The organism is Ruminococcus sp. AF20-12LB, assembly GCF_003478985.1.
In the GTDB taxonomy this organism is placed as follows: Bacteria; Bacillota; Clostridia; order Lachnospirales; family Lachnospiraceae; genus Blautia_A.
Window position 1 is genome coordinate 1 of sequence record NZ_QUGH01000012.1, and the last position, 19,292, is coordinate 19,292.

Consider the following 19,292-nt stretch of genomic DNA (forward strand, 5'->3'; position numbering starts at 1 on the left):
TTTTGTTGTCGCTTCGTTGACGACTTGGATACTTTATCATATCTTCTGTCTTTTGTCAACTACTTTTTTATTTTTCTGAAAGCAGATGTATTTATCTGTTTCTTAAAAACAATTCGTTCCCAACAACTCTGATAGAATAGCATTTTTTCCATTACCTGTCAACATATTTTTTACATAAATTTCATTTTTTTCTAAAAAACGTATTTTTGCGCCAAAAACCGCATTTCACAGACATGTCACCACCTGTATCCTGGTGCTTTTCCGTCTGCAAAATGCGGTTTCTTTTATCCACCATAAAATATTCCTGTAAAAATACGGATAAAAATATTTTTATCATAAAGAAAATCCAGTACTGTATCGCCCCGGATCAGTCCCAGGCCTTTTTGCCCTATTTCCGTGTTGCATAAAATCGTAAGTACCAGCATTCCGACCCATACAAAAACAATACACTTCATGCCTCCTACTACGGCGCCGGCTATTTTGTTGATCCCGCGGATGACCGGCAGTCTTGCCAGGAGATCCATGGCATACGCCAGCACATGGATCAGGATTGAGGAAAGTATGTATGATACCAAAAAAGAAAGGCAGTTCACTGCTACATTGGCCAGATATCCGGAAATATACCCTGCAAATGTATTAACCGCCAAATATTGATACACCAATGCCGTATTATTTTCTGTTATTCCCTTCTGGAGGAGATCCGGAATATCCATGCTGCTGATCAACGCCTTCTGTTCCTCCTCATCCATGGTTTCTTTCCCATCTGCCAGAGAATCCACAAATGATCCGCTGGCAGTCTGGATTTTTTCATAAACAGACGTATTCTCACGTATGAACTGATTCACATAAGGATTGATCAACCATACCAAAGCAACGGAGATCAGAACCAGCAATGCAGATACTACTTCTTTCACAAAGCCATGCCTGTATCCATCCACCATGGAAAAGGCAAGCAGGACCAGCACAGCCAGTCCAAGCCATGTCCAGTTCATATCTGCCCCCTTAACTGAATTTTATGGTGCTGACACCTGTATCCAGTACCATAAGATATTTATTCCATCCGATCTTAAAGAAATCCCGGATCGTTCCATCTACATTTCCGGCATATTTCTGTACACCACGGCTGTTCATCACGCAGATCTGCGAGCTGTTATACATAATGATATTATCTTCGCTCATTTTTATAGTCGTATATGGAATATTGAAATTTTTACGGAATTTCAGCTGTCCGCTCATATTATAGACTTCCATTGTATACAGATCATCTTTATTATTATTTTTAAATACCAGGCCAATCCTGTCATCACTGAAAAATGTACTTACGATCTCCTGTTTTACATTGACTGTTTTGCTTTCTTTGGGGATCTGATTTCCCTGGTAAGTAGAAAATCCGTCATCTCGCAAAGCAATATACTTACTGTCACTGATACATTCCACCTGCGGGATCACTACATTCTCATAGGTATAACCACTTACGATCCGATCATCCTCATTCTGTCCTACATCCCCATAATTATAAAATGCCACATAGCTGGTAGTCTTGCTTCCATCAACATACTGGAATGTTACCATCATCACTCCGTTATCAGACACTGCTACATCCATAGGATATCCCGGATCATCGATCTTAGTCAGGTTTTCCGCGACCAGACTGCCATCCGGATTATAAAAATTGATCCAGGTATTATCATCATTGTCCAGGATCACTGCAACCATTCCATTCGATGCGATCCGCACTTTTACAATAGAATAAGACGTTGTTACAGTTCCGGTCACACCTTTTTTGTCGCAGATATAAAGCGATGTTCCCTCGCTGTCTGCAACAACCGCCCTGCTTCCATTCACATCTGCAATAGGATTCTGCATTGTATAGGTTTCATTCCAGATGGTATTCATGCTGTTGTCCACAACAGATACTCCATCAGGACTGTATCTCAGGATATCTCCATCCATGTCCACATACTGTGTGGAAACAACATCTTCCTGTTCGCTTGTATTTAATACTTTATAGCTGTGATAGCTTCTTTTTTCTGCATAGAGAAAAACCAGGCAGACTGCAGCAGCGATCACTGCTGCTGTGATCACCTTTTTTCCCTTTCTTGAAATTCTTCGGTGATGAGAAGTTCTCCCGTAGTGAGAGCCTTCCTGCGCAGCCTGTTCCTGTGCAAGCCTGGCTTTTTGCCTCATCAGCTTTTTACGCTTTTGTTTTTTCTGTATTTTTTTTATGATATTCACAACCGTATCCCTTACCTTAAGTATTTTATTTTGTAATTGGTTTTCCAGTTATTATAGCACACTCCATCAGGGTAGTACAATTACCTGCCCGGGATAAATGATCTCATTGGCAGAAATTCCGTTTAATGCACAGATCTGTTCCATCGCATCTACAGTGCCATAGCGGTTCAGACTGATCTGATACAAGGTATCTCCCGGACGGATCACATAAGTTTCCCCTGGATTTTCTGCTGCCACTGAAGTCTCTTCCGTTTTTTTCTCTTCTGTTTTTTTCTCTTCTGTTTTATTATCTTTTTTTTGCGTTGCTTCTGAAACAGACTGTTTTTTTGACCTCCGAGGTTCCGGTGTTATTGAGATTTTTTCTCTTATCTGTGTGGTTTCCGTCGGAACCGGAGTTCCCCGCACAGCTTCCTGTGTCTGCACCGGTTTCTGCGTCTGCTCTGCCTTTGGCGAAACCGATACACTCCGCACCGGTTCTGTTACTGCAGGTGTTATCTGCACCACCGAAGCAGAAGCGGTGCGATAATCTTCCGGAACCTCTGTTTTTTTCTGCTGATTCCGATAAAAGCCCACTCCAGCCACAAGAACTGCCAGTGCCAGACACACCGTAGCCGCATAAGAAAAAACGGAAGTTTTCTCTTCTCCCCGTTCCTCCGGATTTTTACTATCTATGATCTTTCTGAAATTTCTGACAGCCCTGTCCTCCACTTCCTCGGATGCTTCTCCGCCCTCTTTCTGGCTGCGTTCGATCATATACGTCTGCATCTGAGAATTTTTCTCATAATAAATATAATACCCGCTCAGTTTTGCCATCATGCCGCCATCATAACGGAAAAAGGCATCCTCCCGTTCTCCAGGATCCATCAGCATCAGGATCTTTTCCCCTCCAAAATGTCTGAGATGTACTTTCACAAAAAGCTCCGTGATCTCCATTGCTATCTGAGGCTGTGCAAAAAACCATCCCACGATCTCCTGCTCCGGAAAATACTGATCCTTATCCTCCTGCAGTTTCTGCCAGAGTTTTTCCGAAAAATCAATATGTTCTGCTGCAGCCTCCATGCCGTCTGCTGCAATGGCACCTTTTATAAAAATACAGGTCATATCTGCAGTCCATTGAATTTCACCTGTAAGTACTGCCACACTTCCCTGGCCTTCCGGCTTTTCATCTTCTGCCAGGCTGCAGAGAAATGTGTATACATAATCTTCTATATAAATCCTGTAATCTCCGTTCGCCAGCCCGATCTGCCTTACATTTCTCGGCATGGAAAATGCTTCCTGTGCGGCTTCCTGTTCTGTTGTGTCCTCCTTATAAATGACTTCTATCATCTCATATCACCCCTTCTGTCCAAGCATAGCACAGTAAAAATGCGGATTTTAGCAGAATGTAAGAGTCTGTCCACAGAATTTAGCGACAGATTCCGCACCATGCATATTTTCCCTTTTTTCAGGATATGATAGAGTGAAAAAAGAATCGAGGTTTCTCATGGCTTTTTACATTGATGCCGGAAAAAACGGTTCATCCGGCGAGATTGCTTATCTTCTGAAAAAATGCATTCTTCACTGTCCCAAAAAATGGACTGAGATCGTGTTTTTATGCATTGGCAGTGATCGTGTTACCGGAGATTGTTTAGGCCCATATATCGGACACCTTCTTCATCCTCATGAAACCGGACATATTTTTGTCTACGGCACGCTTTCCTGCCCGGTCCATGCCCTGAACCTTGAAAAAACTTCATCGCTTATCACAAAGCTTCATCCACACGCCCTTGTAATCGCCATAGACGCTTCTCTTGGACAAAAAAAGCACCTGGGCTATGTGACCATTGGAAATGGTGCACTTTACCCAGGTGCTGGTGTTCAGAAAGATCTTCCACCTGTAGGGGACATCCATATCACCGGCATTGTAAATACTGCCGGAATCATGGAGCAGCTTACCCTGCAGACTACCCGGCTCTCCACCGTAGTAGCACTTGCAGATGTGATTGCCTGCGGAATCCTTAAGATACTTCCTGCAGAAACAGACTTATCCCCTGTTGATCTTGATTATACGAACTCCTTGATCTGCTTATAGATACCCTCTGCATCGAGACCGTATTTATGAAGAAGCTCTAATGCCGGACCGGACTCACCGAATACATCATGGATTCCGATACGTTTAACCGGTACCGGTGCCTTCTCAGCCAGGCACTCGCATACAGCTCCGCCAAGACCGCCGATGATGGAATGCTCCTCAACAGTTACAACCTTGCCGGTTTCTTTGGCAGCTGCAACAACAAGGTCCTCATCCAGAGGCTTGATGGTATGGATATTGATCACTTTTGCATCGATTCCGTCTGCTGCAAGCTTCTCAGCTGCTTCAAGAGCCGGTGCAACGCAAAGTCCGTTTGCGATGATGGTAAGATCTTTTCCCTCGCGGAGAACGATGCCCTTACCAAGCTCAAATTTATAATCCGGTCTGTCATTGATAACCGGAACAGCAAGACGTCCGAATCTCATGTATACCGGTCCCTGATGCTCGTAAGCAGCAGCAACCATAGCTTTTGCTTCGATATCATCAGAAGGACTTGCAACGACCATCCCCGGAATCACTCTCATCAGGGCAAAATCCTCCAGGCACTGATGTGTGGCGCCGTCTTCACCTACAGAAATACCGCCGTGAGTTGCTCCGATCTTTACATTCAGCTTCGGATATCCAATGGAGTTACGAACCTGCTCATAAGCACGTCCTGCTGCAAACATTGCAAAAGTACTTGCAAAGGGAACCTTACCTGTGGAGGCGATTCCTGCTGCAATACCCATCATGTTGCACTCTGCGATACCACAGTCAATGTGACGCTCGGGGAATTCTTTTTTAAACATACCCGTCTGTGTAGCTGCAGCAAGGTCAGCGTCAAGAACGATAAGATCCTCGTGTTTTTTTCCTAATTCTATGAGGGCACTGCCGTAGCTTGCTCTCGTTGCGATTTTCTTTACTTCTGACATAATGCTTCACCTACCTTCTCCAGATCTTCCATTGCCTGTGCATACTGCTCATCATTCGGAGCTTTTCCGTGCCAGCCTACTGCGTTCTCCATGTAGGAAACGCCTTTACCTTTTACTGTTTTCATGATGATAGCTGTCGGCATACCCTTTGTAGCTCTTGCCTCATCAAAAGCAGCCTTCAGCTGATCCATATCGTTGCCGTCCGCAACATTGATCACATGGAAATTGAAAGCTTCAAATTTCTTGTCGATCGGATATGGGGAGCATACATCTGCAATGTCACCATCGATCTGAAGTCCATTGTTATCTACGATCACAACCAGGTTGTCCAGTTTACGGAAGCCTGCGAACATAGCTGCCTCCCACACCTGGCCTTCCTCGATCTCACCATCACCCAGCAATGTATATACTCGATAGTCATCATTACTGAGTTTGGCAGAAAGAGCCATACCTGCTGCTGCAGAGATTCCCTGACCAAGAGAACCACTGGACATATCAACGCCCGGAATATGCTTCATATCCGGATGTCCCTGAAGATAGGAGCCCAGATGACGAAGTGTTTTCAGATCCTCTTTTGGAAAATATCCTCTCTCTGCAAGTACAGAATAGAGTCCCGGTGCTGTATGTCCTTTGGAAAGGACAAAACGGTCACGGTCTGCCTTCTTAGGATCCTTCGGATCGATGTTCATCTCTTCAAAATATAAATAGGTGAACACGTCTGCTGCAGAAAGGGATCCGCCCGGATGGCCGGCCTTTGCTGCATGGACTGCTGTTACGATATCCTTGCGGACTTCGTTGGCAACTTTCTGAAGTTCTAACTTATCCATGTTATTAATGTCTCCTTTTTAGTGCCCTGCTGTTCACAGGGAATTTGTATATAAAAGAGGTTTCGATCACTCACCGAATACTGCCTTGTAATCAGCCTGGAATTTAGCGATACCTGCATCTGTCAGCGGATGATGTGTCATCTGCTCAATTACCTTAAACGGTACCGTAGCGATATCTGCGCCTGCAAGTGCACATGCAGTTACATGCATTGGATGGCGAACGCTTGCTGCGATGATCTCTGTCGGGATATCTGCAACTGCAAACATCTCAGCGATCTGCTGGATCAGCTCAACGCCATCTGTGGAGATGTCATCCAGTCTTCCAAGGAACGGAGATACGTATGTAGCACCTGCTCTTGCTGCAAGAAGTGCCTGGTTAGCAGAAAAGATCAGAGTAACGTTTGTCTTGATCCCCTCAGAGGAAAGAACCTTAACAGCCTTCAGTCCCTCTGTTGTCATAGGAATCTTAACAACCATGTTCGGATGGATAGCTGCAATCTCACGTCCCTCACGGATCATTCCCTCAGCATCTGTTGTGGTAGCTTTTACCTCACCGCTGATCGGTCCGTCAACGATCGTTGTGATCTCTTTGATCACCTCGTTGAAGTCTCTTCCTTCTTTGGCGATCAGAGACGGGTTTGTTGTAACTCCACAGATAACTCCCATGTCATTTGCTTCTCTGATATCCTCTACTTTAGCTGTGTCGATAAAAAATTTCATTGTTTTTTCCTCCTGTTTACGTTCGTTCTTTTTCTTGATGATTCCATTATAACAAACTCATTGTGAGGGTCAAGACACCTGTTTTTTATTAATAAATATTTTATTAATAAAATAACATTTTATTAATAGTGCCTGTCAATTTTTTCACCCAAAACAGCTTCTTTCCATTTTCCTCAATTCGAATATCGCCGTAATTATCATAGCTAACAAGGTTTCTATTCAAATGTGTCATGGAAACTCTCTATATATATTATTATTAATAATTTTTGCGCCATTATTTATTTTTCTGTTCATCAGACTGGTTTCTGTCCAGTCTTGCATACCCCGTCGTGCGGCGCGTGATCAGCTTCGGGGTATATTCGATATTATACAGGCTGGCAGGTCTTTCATCCAGGTAAAATTTATCATTCATGTCGATCTTACGGATGATGATGTCACAGGCATCTCTTCCCTTCAGCGCAACAAAATGATCAATGGTTGTCAGGGAGATCCTGCGGATGCCGGAATAAAAAATATTATCGCACCCTATGACAGAAACATCCTTCGGAACGTGTATCCTCATTTCGTGCAGCGCATCAATGGCACCTATGGCCATCATGTCATTCTGTCCTGCGATAGCCGTAAATTTCTGTCCTTCCTGGAGAAGTTCCATGGTCAGCTCGTAGCCCATGGCATACTCGGAATCCATCCGCGGGATCTTTCTGTCATTGGACTCATCTGCCGCCTTGATGAGCACATGATCCTTTTTTCCCTCTTTTTCAAACTCGCGGACAAAGCCCTCCACACGCTTGGAGCGCTGCCACTGCCGTCTGGTAAGAGGAGGCGTGATAAATGCCACATCCGTGTGCCCCAGATCAAGAAGATGTCTGGCCATCAGCCTTCCTACCACTGTGTTGTCCTGATTGATAGCATCTACCGTGGTTGTTTTTTCCTTGTTGCTGATGATGACCAGCGGTGTTTCTTTTGCGATCTTTTCTACCTGATGCTGGAAATCCGGATGAGGATTGCAGGTATAGATGATCCCTGCCGGCCGCATGGTCTGCATCATACGGAGATATTTTTCTTCCAGCCCCGCGTCGCGCTGGGTGTTGCAGATAAATACCCCATATCCCTGCTCATTGGCCACAGCCTCGATTCCCTGAAGCAGCAGTACATAATAGGGGCTGGTGAGTGTGGGGCAGAAAACAACGATCAGCTTTTCTTTTCTGTCAGCTTTGTGTTTCCGACGTCCGGGAAGCTCATAGCCAAGCTCTCTGGCCGCCTGCTCCACCCGCTCCACAGTTTCTCTCGAAAAAGAAACATTATATTTCCGGTTCAGCACCATGGATACAGTTGCCTGGGAAACGCCTGCTCGTGCTGCCACATCCGATGAGGTTGCTTTCTTTTTTGCCACCAGTCTCACCTCCTTTATAACCCGGGGAAATTTCCTGGCTGCTTATCACTTTTTGCAATCTCTCAGAAAATTTTTCACCTGATCTGGTTAAAGCTCCACTCTTCCCTCCAGTGCCCGGAGAAGTGTCACCTCATCAATATACTCCAGATCACCGCCCACCGGAACTCCGCTGGCGATACGGCTTACTTTGATCCCGGTCGGTTTGATCAGCTTACTGATGTACATAGCTGTCGTTTCGCCTTCAAGACTGGAATTGGTTGCCACAATAACTTCCTTTACATCCCCCTGAAGGCGCTTCATCAGCTCCTTCAGTTTGATATCATCCGGCCCGATCCCAAGCATCGGGGAGATTGCACCATGAAGTACATGATATACACCGTCAAATTTACCTGTTTTCTCATATGCTGCCAGATCCCTGGTATTCTCAACCACCATGATAGTGCTGTGATCTCTTTTGGGATTGGCGCAGATCGGACAAAGCTCCTGGTCAGTCAGCGTGTAACAGCACTTACAGTACTGAACATTCTGCCTTGCATCGGTAATGGAGGCGGTCAGCTGCTCTACCTGGTCCTTCGGCATATTCATGATATGAAATGCAAGACGCTGGGCAGATTTGGCTCCGATTCCCGGAAGATGGGAAAGCTGCTCAATAAGTTTATTGATATGGCTGCTGTAATATTCCATCAGAAAGGAAGACCTCCGCCAAGACCACCAAGGCCGCCTGTGAGTTTGGACATCACTGCTGCTGACTCGGACTCAACCTGACGGAGCGCCTCATTTGTTGCTGCCGCGATCATGTCCTCAAGCATCTCGATATCATCCGGATCTACCGCTTCCTCGGAAAGTGTGACCTTTGTTATTTCACGTTTACCGGAAACTGTAACGGAAACAGCTCCGCCGCCTACTGTTGCTGTAAACTCTTTTTCCTCAAGAGCTTTCTGGTTTTCTTCCATCTGACGCTGCATTTTCTGCGCCTGTTTCATAAGATTGTTCATGTTTCCCGGCATACCCATGCCAGGAAATCCACCTCTTTTTGCCATAATACTTTCCTCCTGTTTTTTGTTTACGGATTTATGACTCCTCATCCGGGTCTTCTTCCACTACGATATCCATGTGGATATTCTCCCGAAGTGCATCGTCTACTGTGATCTGCGCGAGATTGGTGTGCTGATGTTTGTTGGCTACCAGCATATGTATCTCCACGCTTTTGCCTGTCCGGGCAGCAATAATGTCCTGAAGCTCTTTCTTCGCCTCCGGATTGTCTACATAATTCATCCCCAGAAAATCCTGGAATTCCACATAAAGGATAGAATCTCCTGTTTCTCCGTTATACTTTGGGACTGCACGCTGCAGGGACTGCTTGAAAAGTCCGGTAGTCTGACCCACGATGGCACGCCAGCCTGCCACGATCTTCTGAAGATCCTCAGGAGCTGCCTTCTGTGGTTTCTGCTGCTGTGCCGTTGCTGCACCGGTCACTGCCGCCACCGGTTCCCCGGCTCCGCCGGCCTCGCTCTCCCGAACGATCACCTGCTGCACAGGCCGTTCCTCCATCTGCTTTTCCAGGACACGAAGCCTGTCAAGAACAGAGTCCAGATTTGTCTCCATGGCCGGTCTGCACAGCTTGATCAGTGCGATTTCCACCAATACACGCTTCTGGCTTGCAAAACGGATCTGATTAGACAGATCGGAAAAAATACGAATGTAACGCATCAGCGTCTCCACATCTGTCATCTCGCTCTCTTCCTTCAGAAGCTTCAGATTCTCAGAAGAAACGTCAATGGCTTCCTCAGGATTTTCGGAAGTCTTCACAAGCAGAAGATTTCGCATATACCAGGTAAAATCTGATACAAACTGTCCCAGCTCACGGCCGCCTGTGATCAGGTCCTCCAGCACATGGATGGAACCTGTCACATCACCGGAAAGAACCTTTCGGAGAAGTCTGCTGAATACCTCTGTATCCACGGCTCCCAGAACATCCAGGACTTTATCATAAGTAAGCACCTGTCCCAGATAAAAGGAAATACACTGATCCAGAAGACTCAGGGCATCTCGCATGGACCCGTCGCCTTTTTTTGCCACATAGCGTACAGCCTTCTCCTCTGCTTCCACCCCTTCTGCTGTCAGAAGCTCGGAAAGTCTGGCAGCAATGGTATCAATGGATATCCGGTGAAAGTCATAGCGCTGACATCTGGACAGTATTGTGATCGGTATCTTGTGGGCCTCTGTAGTCGCCAGGATGAAGATAACATAAGAAGGCGGCTCCTCCAATGTTTTCAAAAGAGCATTAAATGCACCTGTTGAGAGCATATGCACCTCATCGATGATATAAACCTTGTATTTGCCCTCTGTTGGACGATAAGCCACTTCCTCACGGATCTCACGGATGTTATCAACACCGTTGTTAGAGGCTGCATCGATTTCGATCACATTCATGGCAGTTCCCGCCTGAATGGCCTTGCACATGGCACATTCATTGCAGGGGCTGCCATTTACAGGATGTTCACAGTTTACTGCCTTCGCCAGGATCTTTGCAACCGTAGTTTTTCCGGTACCACGCGTTCCGCAGAACAGGTATGCGTGTCCGATACGGTTCGCCTTGATCTGGTTGGTCAGTGTTGTCACAATATGATCCTGTCCTTTTACATCGTCAAAATTGTCGGGACGAAATTTACGGTAAAGAGCAGTATAACTCATAAAACTCTCCTTCTCTTCGCCACAGTCGCCGCGGAAAGACTCCCGCGGCGGCCAGATGACTCATAATTCATTAATCGCCAAAACTGATTCCGATCTGTTTGGCTGCTTTTACAAGCTGATCCTTTGGAGATACCATCTTCAGCTTGCCTGCGCATTCAGCAAGAGGAACCCGTTTGATCTTGCCATTGATGACGCCGATCATAACACCATATTCCTCATCCATGATCGCCTGCGCTGCACCGGCACCGATCCTTGTGGAAAGAACGCGGTCATATGCACATGGCTCTCCGCCTCGCTGCATATGTCCCGGAACTGTGATACGTACCTCACTTCCGGTCACCTTCTGGATCTGGTCTGCGATCTCATAGGATACAGACGGATATTTCTTTGCTCTTTCCGCAAGCTTTTCTTTGTATTTTTTCTTTGGAAGCTCTGCATCTTCTTTTGAGATAGCTCCCTCAGCTACTGCAAGAATGGTAAAACGCTTGCCGGCCTTGTTACGCTTCTGGATGGCTTCCGCAACCTTATTGATATCGTATGGGATCTCCGGAATCAGGATCACATCTGCTCCGCCTGCAACACCGGCATTCAGTGTAAGGCTTCCGACCTTATGTCCCATGATCTCGACAATAAATACACGTCCATGGGATGCAGCTGTTGTATGGATGCAGTCAATGGCATTAGTTGCGATCTCCAGAGCACTCTGGAAACCAAATGTCATATCTGTACCCCAGATATCATTATCAATGGTCTTCGGAAGATGGATGATATTCAGGCCTTCCTCGCGGAGAAGATTGGCTGTTTTCTGCGTTCCATTTCCGCCGAGGATCACAAGACAGTCCAGACAGAGCTTATAGTAAGTCTGTTTCATTGCCTCAACCTTGTCCAGTCCCTTCTCATCCGGAACCCGCATCAGTTTAAACGGCTGTCTGGATGTTCCGAGAATAGTTCCGCCCTGAGTCAGGATCCCGGAAAAGTCCCTGGCTGTAAGCATACGGTATTTCCCGTAGATCAGTCCCTTATATCCGTCATCAAATCCATAAACCTCAAGGTTCTCAACGCTGTTGCTCAGGCCCTTCACAACGCCTCTCATAGTTGCGTTCAGCGCCTGGCAGTCACCACCGCTTGTAAGCAGACCGATTCTTTTAATCATAGCGTCCTCCATTCTGTGCCCTCTTATGTGCACATTTTATTTGTTGCTGTCTGCATATAAGACAGATATTCCACCTGACGTATTTCTGCAGAACAACTACTGTATCCTCTCTTTTCACAGAGTTTTACACAGTATAATATTATAAAGCATTTTCAGGCAGTGTACAATAGCCAAAAAAACCCGGATCATTTATATGCCCACATCCGGATCGGACCTGGGATACGATGAAATCTCGATCAGCAATATTCCGGCTAAACAGAGCATTCTCAGCTTCAATTCAGTTTCACTCTTCGCAACACCAAAAACGGCGGTATTCAGAACTGCCACCTCAGTCTTCTCAGCTGATATCCCTGTTTTAAAACCTGTGCCTTTATGCTGAAATCAAAAACTGAATACGTGAAATATCCGGGGGCTCCTTTTTATAAAAACAGATCTGGCGCATCTTGACAAATCATTCATAAGAGTCTATAATTAAATTCCGCGCAGCCGGGGAGATAGCGGTGCCCTGTACCTGCAATCCGCTACAGCAGGGGTGATGCCAATCTGAGGCTTGTATCTTGCAGAGCAGCCCTTTATAAGTGGCGTTGACGTCTGGGTCTTACGCAACAGGAATCTGTGAACCGTGTCAGGGCAGGAATGCAGCAGCACTAAGCAGAAGCTCTTGTGTGCCGTGAGGGTGCCTGGGCTGAGTTAACTGTAAAGGTAACGTCTGTGAGACCATTCCGAGGTGCGGCGCGCGTAAAAAAGGTTATAATATATGATCTCTATATAAACAGCATTCCCGCCGGGTTCGTCATTTATGACTGATCCGGCGGGATTTTTTTATGCATTTACTCCTTACCTGCCCCGGCAAAAAAAACGCCGGGAAGCTGTTCCGAATGCTCCCGACGTTTTCCTGTGTACATATATTGCGTTATTTACAATATCCGGCAACTACCTGATTGATCAGCTTGCCGTCTGCCTTTCCCTTCAGATCTCCCATAACTGCCTTCATGATCTGGCCTTTATTTCCTGTTGCCAGAACATCTGCAAATTTTTCCTCGATATAAGCCTTGATCTCTGCTTCATCCATCTGCTTCGGAGCATATTTCGCAATGATGTCATATCTTGCCTGATACTCTTCTTTCAGATCTGTACGTTCTGCAGGACAGGTATCGATCTGCTCTTTTGCTGTTTTCAGCTCTTTCAGGATAACTTTGTCTACAAGCTCTCCTTTGATGTCATCACGGCATCCCTCATCAATGGCAGCTTTTTTTACTGCTGCGATCAGTGCAGAAACTGCTTCCTTTGTCACCTTATCCTTGGCCTTCATTGCTGCTATCATGTCTTTTCTTAAAGCTTCAAGTTCCATTTTTTGTTCCTCCATTTTCTGTCGTTCCTGTGTCAACGACTTTCGTTTGGCCTGAATGGATTTTCTGTCTGTAATAGTGAAATCCATTTATGATTTTATTTTGATATTTTCACAGGATTCTGTCAAGAGTAAATCTCTCATGATTTTTGCCTGCTTCTTTTTCTCCCGCAGTTCCCTGAAAAATGCGGAAAGCATTTCGGAGCATTCCTCTTCCAATACCCCTTCTGTGATCTTTACCTGATGATTAAAGCCTTCGATCTGAAGAAGATTCATCACAGATCCGGCACAGCCTGCTTTCGGGTTCATACAGCCGATCACCACCTCATCGATCCTGGACTGTACCAATGCACCGGAACACATCTGACAAGGCTCCAGCGTTACATACATGGTGCATCCCTCCAGACGCCAGTCTCCCAGCTTTTTACTGGCCTTTCGGATAGCATTAAGCTCTGCATGAGATAAGGTATTTTTGTCTGTATTGCGGCGATTGTAGCCTCTGGCTATGATCTTTCCCTCATGCACGATCACACAGCCGATTGGCACTTCCTCCAATGCACGGGCCTTTTTTGCCTGGCGGATCGCCTCTTTCATAAAACGTTCCTGATCTGTCACGTTTTTACTCCTCCTGTAACTTCACATTCCGGAAAAAGCTCCGGGATTCTATCTGTTCATACCAAGACTGCTCCCAGCCTTCTGTACGTTCGATTATAACTTTTCAGATATTCCATGTCAATCTGCTGTAAAACAGATATTTGCACACAGTAGGAACATTACGGAGTAATTTTCTATAACATAAAAAAACGCAGACAAAGGAAGCTCTCGCGAACTCCGTTGCCTGCGTCAATGAATGCATTATATCTGCTTTTTTTCCAGAAAGTCAAGCAGCCATATTATTTGTGAAGTGACTCACCATTGGTAGCGATCACATCTTTATACCAGTAGAAGGATTTCTTCTTATACCGATTCAGTGTACCTGTTCCATCGTCGTTGCGGTCCACGTAGATGTAGCCGTAGCGTTTTTTCAGTTCTGCTGTAGATGCACTGACAAGGTCAATGCAGCCCCAGGAGGTGTAGCCCATAACATCTACACCGTCCTCAACAGCCTCTTCGACCTGAAGGAGATGTTTCTGCAGGTAATCAATACGGTAATCATCCTCAACGGTCATAACGCCATCCTTCTCCACCAGCTTGTCTACTGCGCCCAGTCCGTTCTCAACGATGAATAACGGTTTCTGATAACGATCCCAGTAGTAATTCAGCACATAGCGAAGACCCTGCGGATCGATCTGCCATCCCCAGTCAGATGCTTCCAGATATGGGTTCGGAACACCGCCCATAAGATTACCCTTTCCTTTTACATGAGCTGGGTCTGCTGTCTCGCAGATACTCATGTAATAGCTGAAGGAAACGAAATCTACTGTATTCTTAAGGATTTCCGCATCGCCTGGTTCAAATTTGATCTCAATGTTATTTTCACGGAAATAACGTTTCATATATCCCGGATAATATCCGCGGACATGTACATCACCGAAGAAATCGTTCTTGTGAACACTCTCCATAGTCTTGATCACATCGTCCGGGCATGGGGTCAGCGGATAAGTCGGCATGCTTAAGATCATGCAGCCGATCTTTGCATCCGGCATCATCTCATGTCCGATCTTTGTTGCAAGTGCACTTGCGACCAGTTCATGATGAACAGCCTGATACAGATCCTGCTTGGAAAGCTTATCCTTTTCTGTGTAAATACCACCGCTTAAGAATGGTTCATGGAGAACAGAGTTTATCTCATTAAATGTCAGCCAGTATTTAACCTTCTTGCCGTATCTTGCAAAAATAGTTCTCACATATCTCTCATAAAAACCGATCATCTTTCTGTTCACCCAGCCATCGTAGGTTTTTGCAAGATGAAGCGGTGTTTCGTAGTGGGAGATCGTTACCAGTGGCTCGATCCCATATTTATGGCATTCGTCAAAAAGATCATCATAAAACTGAAGACCTTTTTCGTTTGGTGTCTCCTCATCTCCGTTAGGGAAAATACGACTCCATGCAATGGATGTACGGAATACTTTGAAGCCCATCTCCGCAAATAATTTCACATCTTCTTTATAACGATGATAAAAATCGATTCCGATAAGTTTCATGTTATCCGGTGTAGGCTCTTCCGTTCTGGGGCCTACGATTCCGTGTGGTGTTACATCCTGTGTGCATAAACCCTTTCCATCTTCGTTGTATGCACCCTCGCACTGATTGGCAGCAACTGCACCGCCCCATAAAAAATTCTTTGGAAATGACATTCTGGAATCCTCCTTATGTAATATACTCAAGCGGACATTCGGAATAACCGCTTATTATCTGTAAGCGGACATTCGGAATCCGCTTCGCTACTTCCTCATGAACAAATAAGCGGAATAACCGCTTATTATCTGTAAGTGGACATTCGGAATCCGCTTCGCTACTTCCTCATGAACAAATAAGCGGAATAACCGCTTATTTGTTCATGAAGTGATATAAAGCACCGATTAAATTTGCGTCATTGTAGAATTGACAGTTTGTGATCTTCGGCTCCGGAACATATGGTGTTATCTTTCGCAATGGAATATTCTTCATTACTTCATCCAGGCTCTTCTGAAGATATTCATGCAGAAGCGGCTGCTGGCTGATGCCTCCGCCGATAGCAATGATGTCCAGATCCAGATAGATATTCAGGTTATAGATCTGTACTGCAAGACGATCTGTAAACTCCCTCAGACCTGCCAGAACTTTCTCATCACCTTCATTTGCCAGACCGAATATCTTCAATCCATCGTAAATCTGCCAGTCCTCTCCTGTATGCTTTGCAACAGTCTTTGCAAGTCCTTCCGCACCACTGATCATTCCCCAGTAGTTGTCCAGCTCTGCCGGATCCTTCGCCTCTGTGCATATATAGCTGTATTCGCCTGCGGTAAAATGATTTCCGCGGAAAAGCTTTCCGTCGAGGATGATCCCGCCTGCAACACCGGTTCCGATAACAACAACAGCCCCATTTGTACAGCCCTTAAGACTTCCTCTCCAGAACTCGGCAAGTGCCGCACATTTTCCATCATTTTCCACAGAAACCGGAATTCCGTAACGCTGGGAAAGTTCTGTGCCAACAGTACTTCCTGCAAGATATGCAAGATATCCTGCTGTTACACAATATCCATTCCTGTTGTCCAGCATACCAGGCATGCTGATGGCAATACCTTCAATGCGGTTTTTGTATTTCTCCACAACACTGTCCAGAACTGCATAATAGTCCTCTTTTGTCTTTGTATGATAGTCTGGTGTGGGAACCTTATCTTTTTCAAGAATTTCTGCATTTTCGTTCATTAATGCATATTTCGTAAATGTTCCGCCTGCATCAAAAACCAGATAATTTTTCATTTTCATTTTACCTCAAGCTTTATTTCTCGTCACCAAAATTCAGAGCAAGCTTTGCAAAGAAATCTTCCAGTGTCAGTCTTGCATCCAGATATTTGTAAACACGGATCTCACGGTTGTCCTGTCCATGGATGTATGTCATATCCTCTGCGATTCTCGGTGCAGATACCATATCGTAGCTTACCTTTTCCAGTTCTTCCATCAGAACGGCGATGGTTCCCTGATCACCAAGTCCCCAGATCTCGCCCTGTGGCCAGTCCATTTCGTACTTGGCTGCTACATGGTTGAAATCCACCAGCTGCTCAAAAAGATATTTTCCGATCTTTCCACATGGGCGTACCTTCAGCTGAAGCTCTGCAAGAGAAACAGCCATCACTTTATAAAGACTCATCGGCACCTGCCATACCGGCACTTTGGAGGAAAATACTACGTTTGCAGCGTTGATATCCATCATCAGGTTGAACTCAAATCCGCCCTTTGGATAATCTGCTCCACCGATCCAGATCACTGTCATGCGCTCTGCGATCTCCGGTTTCATCAGAAGTGCGGAGGCAACATCTGTAATGGCACCCTGGCACGCAATGTACAACGGTCTTTTATCCTCCTTCATCGCTTCCTCGATGATGAATCTTGCACCCTCGGAATCGATAGGTGTATTCTCATCTTCAAGGGCGCGTGGTGCACCCAGTTTTACCGGATACTGATTCTTAAGCCCCATAAGCTCCATGACTTTGATGATCTCATCGTAGCTTGCCTGCGCAGTACCAAGCTCGCCGTACTGCTGCGGGTTTTTCCAGAAATGACCCGCAACAAGGCCTTTTACGTCGAATCTTGGTGTCATGAGATGATGCGCTACTGCATACTGGTCATCTGCCTCGTTTTTGCAATCTGTATGTACGATCACCCTTACTTTTTTGTTTTCCGGTACTGTATAGGCATAATTCCACATAATATTTTCCTCCTTATATAAAACAGATGTTCTGATAATCGAAAGGAGCACCTTTCGATGCTCCTTATTTTTTCTTTTTTGTTCGATTTAAATTTATGCGTTTTCTTTATTCCGCTGGTTCAGTTCTGCACGGATCTGCGGATATTTTTTATCCAGATCATATGGGATCAGCACAACGATAGAAAGTATTGTAGCTACCAGTGCAAGACCACCGAATGCAAAATTGATCGCTGTATGTGTCTGCGGGAACTCCTTTGCAATGCTGATACCATCTGCCATTGCCTTGTCAAGTTTTGCTGCATCGTAGTTACCCCATACAAGAAGAGCAGATACGATAGCAGATGCTGCTGCTGAGGAAACCTTGTTTACAAATCCCTGGATCGCATTCTGTGTTCCACCAAGGTTTCTTCCTACCTGCCACTCTGTATAGTCAAAGATATCAGGCATCATGGAGAAGAACATACTGGAACGAAAACCGAATCCAAGTCCGATCAGTCCAAGTGCTGCTGTTGCGATTGTTCCGTCAGATGTGAAGAACAGGATCGCATATCCAACGATATCTACGATCGCTCCAAACTGGATCAGCTTGATCTTGGCAATTCCCTTACCATTGAGATAAGCTGCAAGGATCATAGTCGGGATTGCAAGCAAGGTAAGTAAAGTAAGTGCCAGTGACATTCCGCTTACATCACCAACAATGTAAGTATAATAGTACTGCATTGCACCATACATGGAAAGATATCCAAGGAAGAGGAAAAATACCTCGCCAAGGAACATGATGTAATATTTATTTTTTACAAGACTTCCGATATCCTTGATCAGAGAGCTCTTTCCTGCTGACTTTGTCGGAGGATTGATCTCCACGATGGAGAATACACAGATTGCCATGATGATGATAACGATGATTCCAAGTACAATGTTTGTGTTACGGTATCCGGTAGCCAGCGCTGCACCAGTTGCATCCTTGGAGCCGGAGAAGAAGTATACCATCGGAAGCACGAACAGGGAAGATGTCAGTGATCCAAGGTTTGAAAATACAGTACGTGTTGTAGAAATCTTGGTACGCTCTGTTGCGGATGCTGACAGAGAAGATACGATCGGTGCCATCGGAATATTTACCAGAGTGTAGCCAAATGAGAAGATAACGTAAGTTACGTATGCCCATGCAAGCTTTGCACCTGCGCTCCATCCTGTCGGAACGGAAAACAGAAGAACCATACCAACTGCAAGGACCGGTGCACCGTAAAGCATCCATGGACGGTAACGTCCCATTTTTGTATCGGTACGGTCGATCATTGCACCTACCATATAGTCTGTGAATGCATCGATGAATTTTGTTACAACGAACATAAATCCAACAGCGCCGGCTGCAAGTCCCGCGCAGTTTGTGTAATAAAAGAGAAGATATGTATTGGCAAGAAGGTACGCAAGATTACAAGCATAATCACTGATACCAAAACCGATACGCTGTCTCCATTTGAACTTTGTTGTTTCATAATATGCCGGTTCGTGTTTTAACTTTTGCATTTCTTTCCTCCACCTTTTTTATGTTGATTTAACGACCCACTCAGGAACATGTAAATTTTTTC

18 protein-coding genes and 1 other RNA gene are annotated in these 19,292 nt (G+C 45.4%); 2 read left to right on the forward strand and 17 right to left on the reverse strand.

Features of this window, described 5'->3' with window-relative positions:
- Positions 1 to 284: 284 nt before the first annotated feature.
- The 3 genes from DWX61_RS14190 to DWX61_RS14200 form a co-directional block, all read right to left on the reverse strand.
- Entirely contained in the window at positions 285 to 992 is a 708-nt protein-coding gene (locus DWX61_RS14190; RefSeq protein ID WP_021650939.1) for a CvpA family protein, read from the reverse strand.
- 10 nt (positions 993 to 1,002) lie between these two features.
- Positions 1,003 to 2,235, reverse strand: a complete 1,233-nt coding sequence (locus tag DWX61_RS14195; RefSeq protein ID WP_270486084.1) for a DUF5711 family protein — start codon at positions 2,233 to 2,235, stop codon at positions 1,003 to 1,005.
- Between the two features lie 66 nt (positions 2,236 to 2,301).
- On the reverse strand, positions 2,302 to 3,561 hold the full coding sequence (locus DWX61_RS14200) for a LysM peptidoglycan-binding domain-containing protein (RefSeq protein WP_118625971.1): 1,260 nt from the start codon (positions 3,559 to 3,561) through the stop codon (positions 2,302 to 2,304).
- 157 nt (positions 3,562 to 3,718) lie between these two features.
- Between DWX61_RS14200 and yyaC the strand changes: the two genes are divergently transcribed.
- Positions 3,719 to 4,306 (forward strand): spore protease YyaC, encoded by a 588-nt coding sequence (gene yyaC / locus DWX61_RS14205; RefSeq protein WP_118625973.1) that lies wholly within the window; start codon positions 3,719 to 3,721, stop codon positions 4,304 to 4,306.
- Here yyaC and DWX61_RS14210 read toward each other — a convergent pair.
- The 8 genes from DWX61_RS14210 to DWX61_RS14245 form a co-directional block, all read right to left on the reverse strand.
- Positions 4,279 to 5,217: a transketolase family protein gene (locus DWX61_RS14210; protein ID WP_118625975.1), complete on the reverse strand. Its 939-nt coding sequence runs from the start codon at positions 5,215 to 5,217 to the stop codon at positions 4,279 to 4,281. The two genes, yyaC and DWX61_RS14210, sit on opposite strands and share 28 nt — an antisense overlap.
- Complete coding sequence (locus DWX61_RS14215; protein ID WP_015525669.1) at positions 5,205 to 6,044, reverse strand: transketolase; 840 nt, start codon at positions 6,042 to 6,044, stop codon at positions 5,205 to 5,207. Before DWX61_RS14215 ends, DWX61_RS14210 begins: the two co-directional genes overlap by 13 nt.
- Before the next feature lie 66 nt (positions 6,045 to 6,110).
- Complete coding sequence (gene fsa, locus DWX61_RS14220; protein ID WP_015525668.1) at positions 6,111 to 6,764, reverse strand: fructose-6-phosphate aldolase; 654 nt, start codon at positions 6,762 to 6,764, stop codon at positions 6,111 to 6,113.
- A 274-nt stretch (positions 6,765 to 7,038) separates the two neighbouring features.
- Positions 7,039 to 8,157: a LacI family DNA-binding transcriptional regulator gene (locus DWX61_RS14225; protein ID WP_059086187.1), complete on the reverse strand. Its 1,119-nt coding sequence runs from the start codon at positions 8,155 to 8,157 to the stop codon at positions 7,039 to 7,041.
- Between the two features lie 87 nt (positions 8,158 to 8,244).
- Positions 8,245 to 8,841, reverse strand: coding sequence for a recombination mediator RecR (gene recR, locus DWX61_RS14230; RefSeq protein WP_015525667.1), 597 nt, complete (start codon positions 8,839 to 8,841; stop codon positions 8,245 to 8,247).
- Entirely contained in the window at positions 8,841 to 9,197 is a 357-nt protein-coding gene (locus DWX61_RS14235) for a YbaB/EbfC family nucleoid-associated protein (RefSeq protein WP_015525666.1), read from the reverse strand. Before DWX61_RS14235 ends, recR begins: the two co-directional genes overlap by 1 nt.
- 31 nt (positions 9,198 to 9,228) lie before the next feature.
- Complete coding sequence (dnaX, locus tag DWX61_RS14240; RefSeq protein ID WP_118625977.1) at positions 9,229 to 10,851, reverse strand: DNA polymerase III subunit gamma/tau; 1,623 nt, start codon at positions 10,849 to 10,851, stop codon at positions 9,229 to 9,231.
- Positions 10,852 to 10,921: 70 nt separating this feature from the next.
- Positions 10,922 to 12,001: a 6-phosphofructokinase gene (locus tag DWX61_RS14245; protein ID WP_353652879.1), complete on the reverse strand. Its 1,080-nt coding sequence runs from the start codon at positions 11,999 to 12,001 to the stop codon at positions 10,922 to 10,924.
- 481 nt (positions 12,002 to 12,482) lie between these two features.
- Here DWX61_RS14245 and ffs point away from each other — a divergent pair.
- An RNA gene (gene ffs / locus DWX61_RS14250) (signal recognition particle sRNA large type) lies at positions 12,483 to 12,744 on the forward strand.
- Between the two features lie 173 nt (positions 12,745 to 12,917).
- Here the strand turns inward: ffs and DWX61_RS14255 are convergent.
- The 6 genes from DWX61_RS14255 to DWX61_RS14280 all read right to left on the reverse strand — a co-directional run bounded on the left by DWX61_RS14255 (position 12,918) and on the right by DWX61_RS14280 (position 19,230).
- Complete coding sequence (locus tag DWX61_RS14255) at positions 12,918 to 13,355, reverse strand: GatB/YqeY domain-containing protein (protein ID WP_118516040.1); 438 nt, start codon at positions 13,353 to 13,355, stop codon at positions 12,918 to 12,920.
- An 87-nt stretch (positions 13,356 to 13,442) separates the two neighbouring features.
- Positions 13,443 to 13,967, reverse strand: a complete 525-nt coding sequence (tadA, locus tag DWX61_RS14260) for a tRNA adenosine(34) deaminase TadA (RefSeq protein WP_118516039.1) — start codon at positions 13,965 to 13,967, stop codon at positions 13,443 to 13,445.
- Positions 13,968 to 14,245: 278 nt separating this feature from the next.
- Positions 14,246 to 15,649: a glycoside hydrolase family 1 protein gene (locus tag DWX61_RS14265; RefSeq protein ID WP_118625979.1), complete on the reverse strand. Its 1,404-nt coding sequence runs from the start codon at positions 15,647 to 15,649 to the stop codon at positions 14,246 to 14,248.
- Between the two features lie 193 nt (positions 15,650 to 15,842).
- Positions 15,843 to 16,757: an ROK family protein gene (locus DWX61_RS14270; protein ID WP_118626084.1), complete on the reverse strand. Its 915-nt coding sequence runs from the start codon at positions 16,755 to 16,757 to the stop codon at positions 15,843 to 15,845.
- A gap of 19 nt (positions 16,758 to 16,776) precedes the next feature.
- Positions 16,777 to 17,703 carry a nucleoside hydrolase gene (locus DWX61_RS14275; protein ID WP_118625981.1) on the reverse strand — a complete coding sequence of 309 codons (927 nt, stop codon included), beginning with the start codon at positions 17,701 to 17,703 and terminating at the stop codon, positions 16,777 to 16,779.
- A 93-nt stretch (positions 17,704 to 17,796) separates the two neighbouring features.
- A complete protein-coding gene (locus DWX61_RS14280; protein ID WP_118625983.1) occupies positions 17,797 to 19,230 on the reverse strand; it encodes an MFS transporter in 1,434 nt (477 codons plus the stop codon).
- Positions 19,231 to 19,292: the final 62 nt, after the last annotated feature.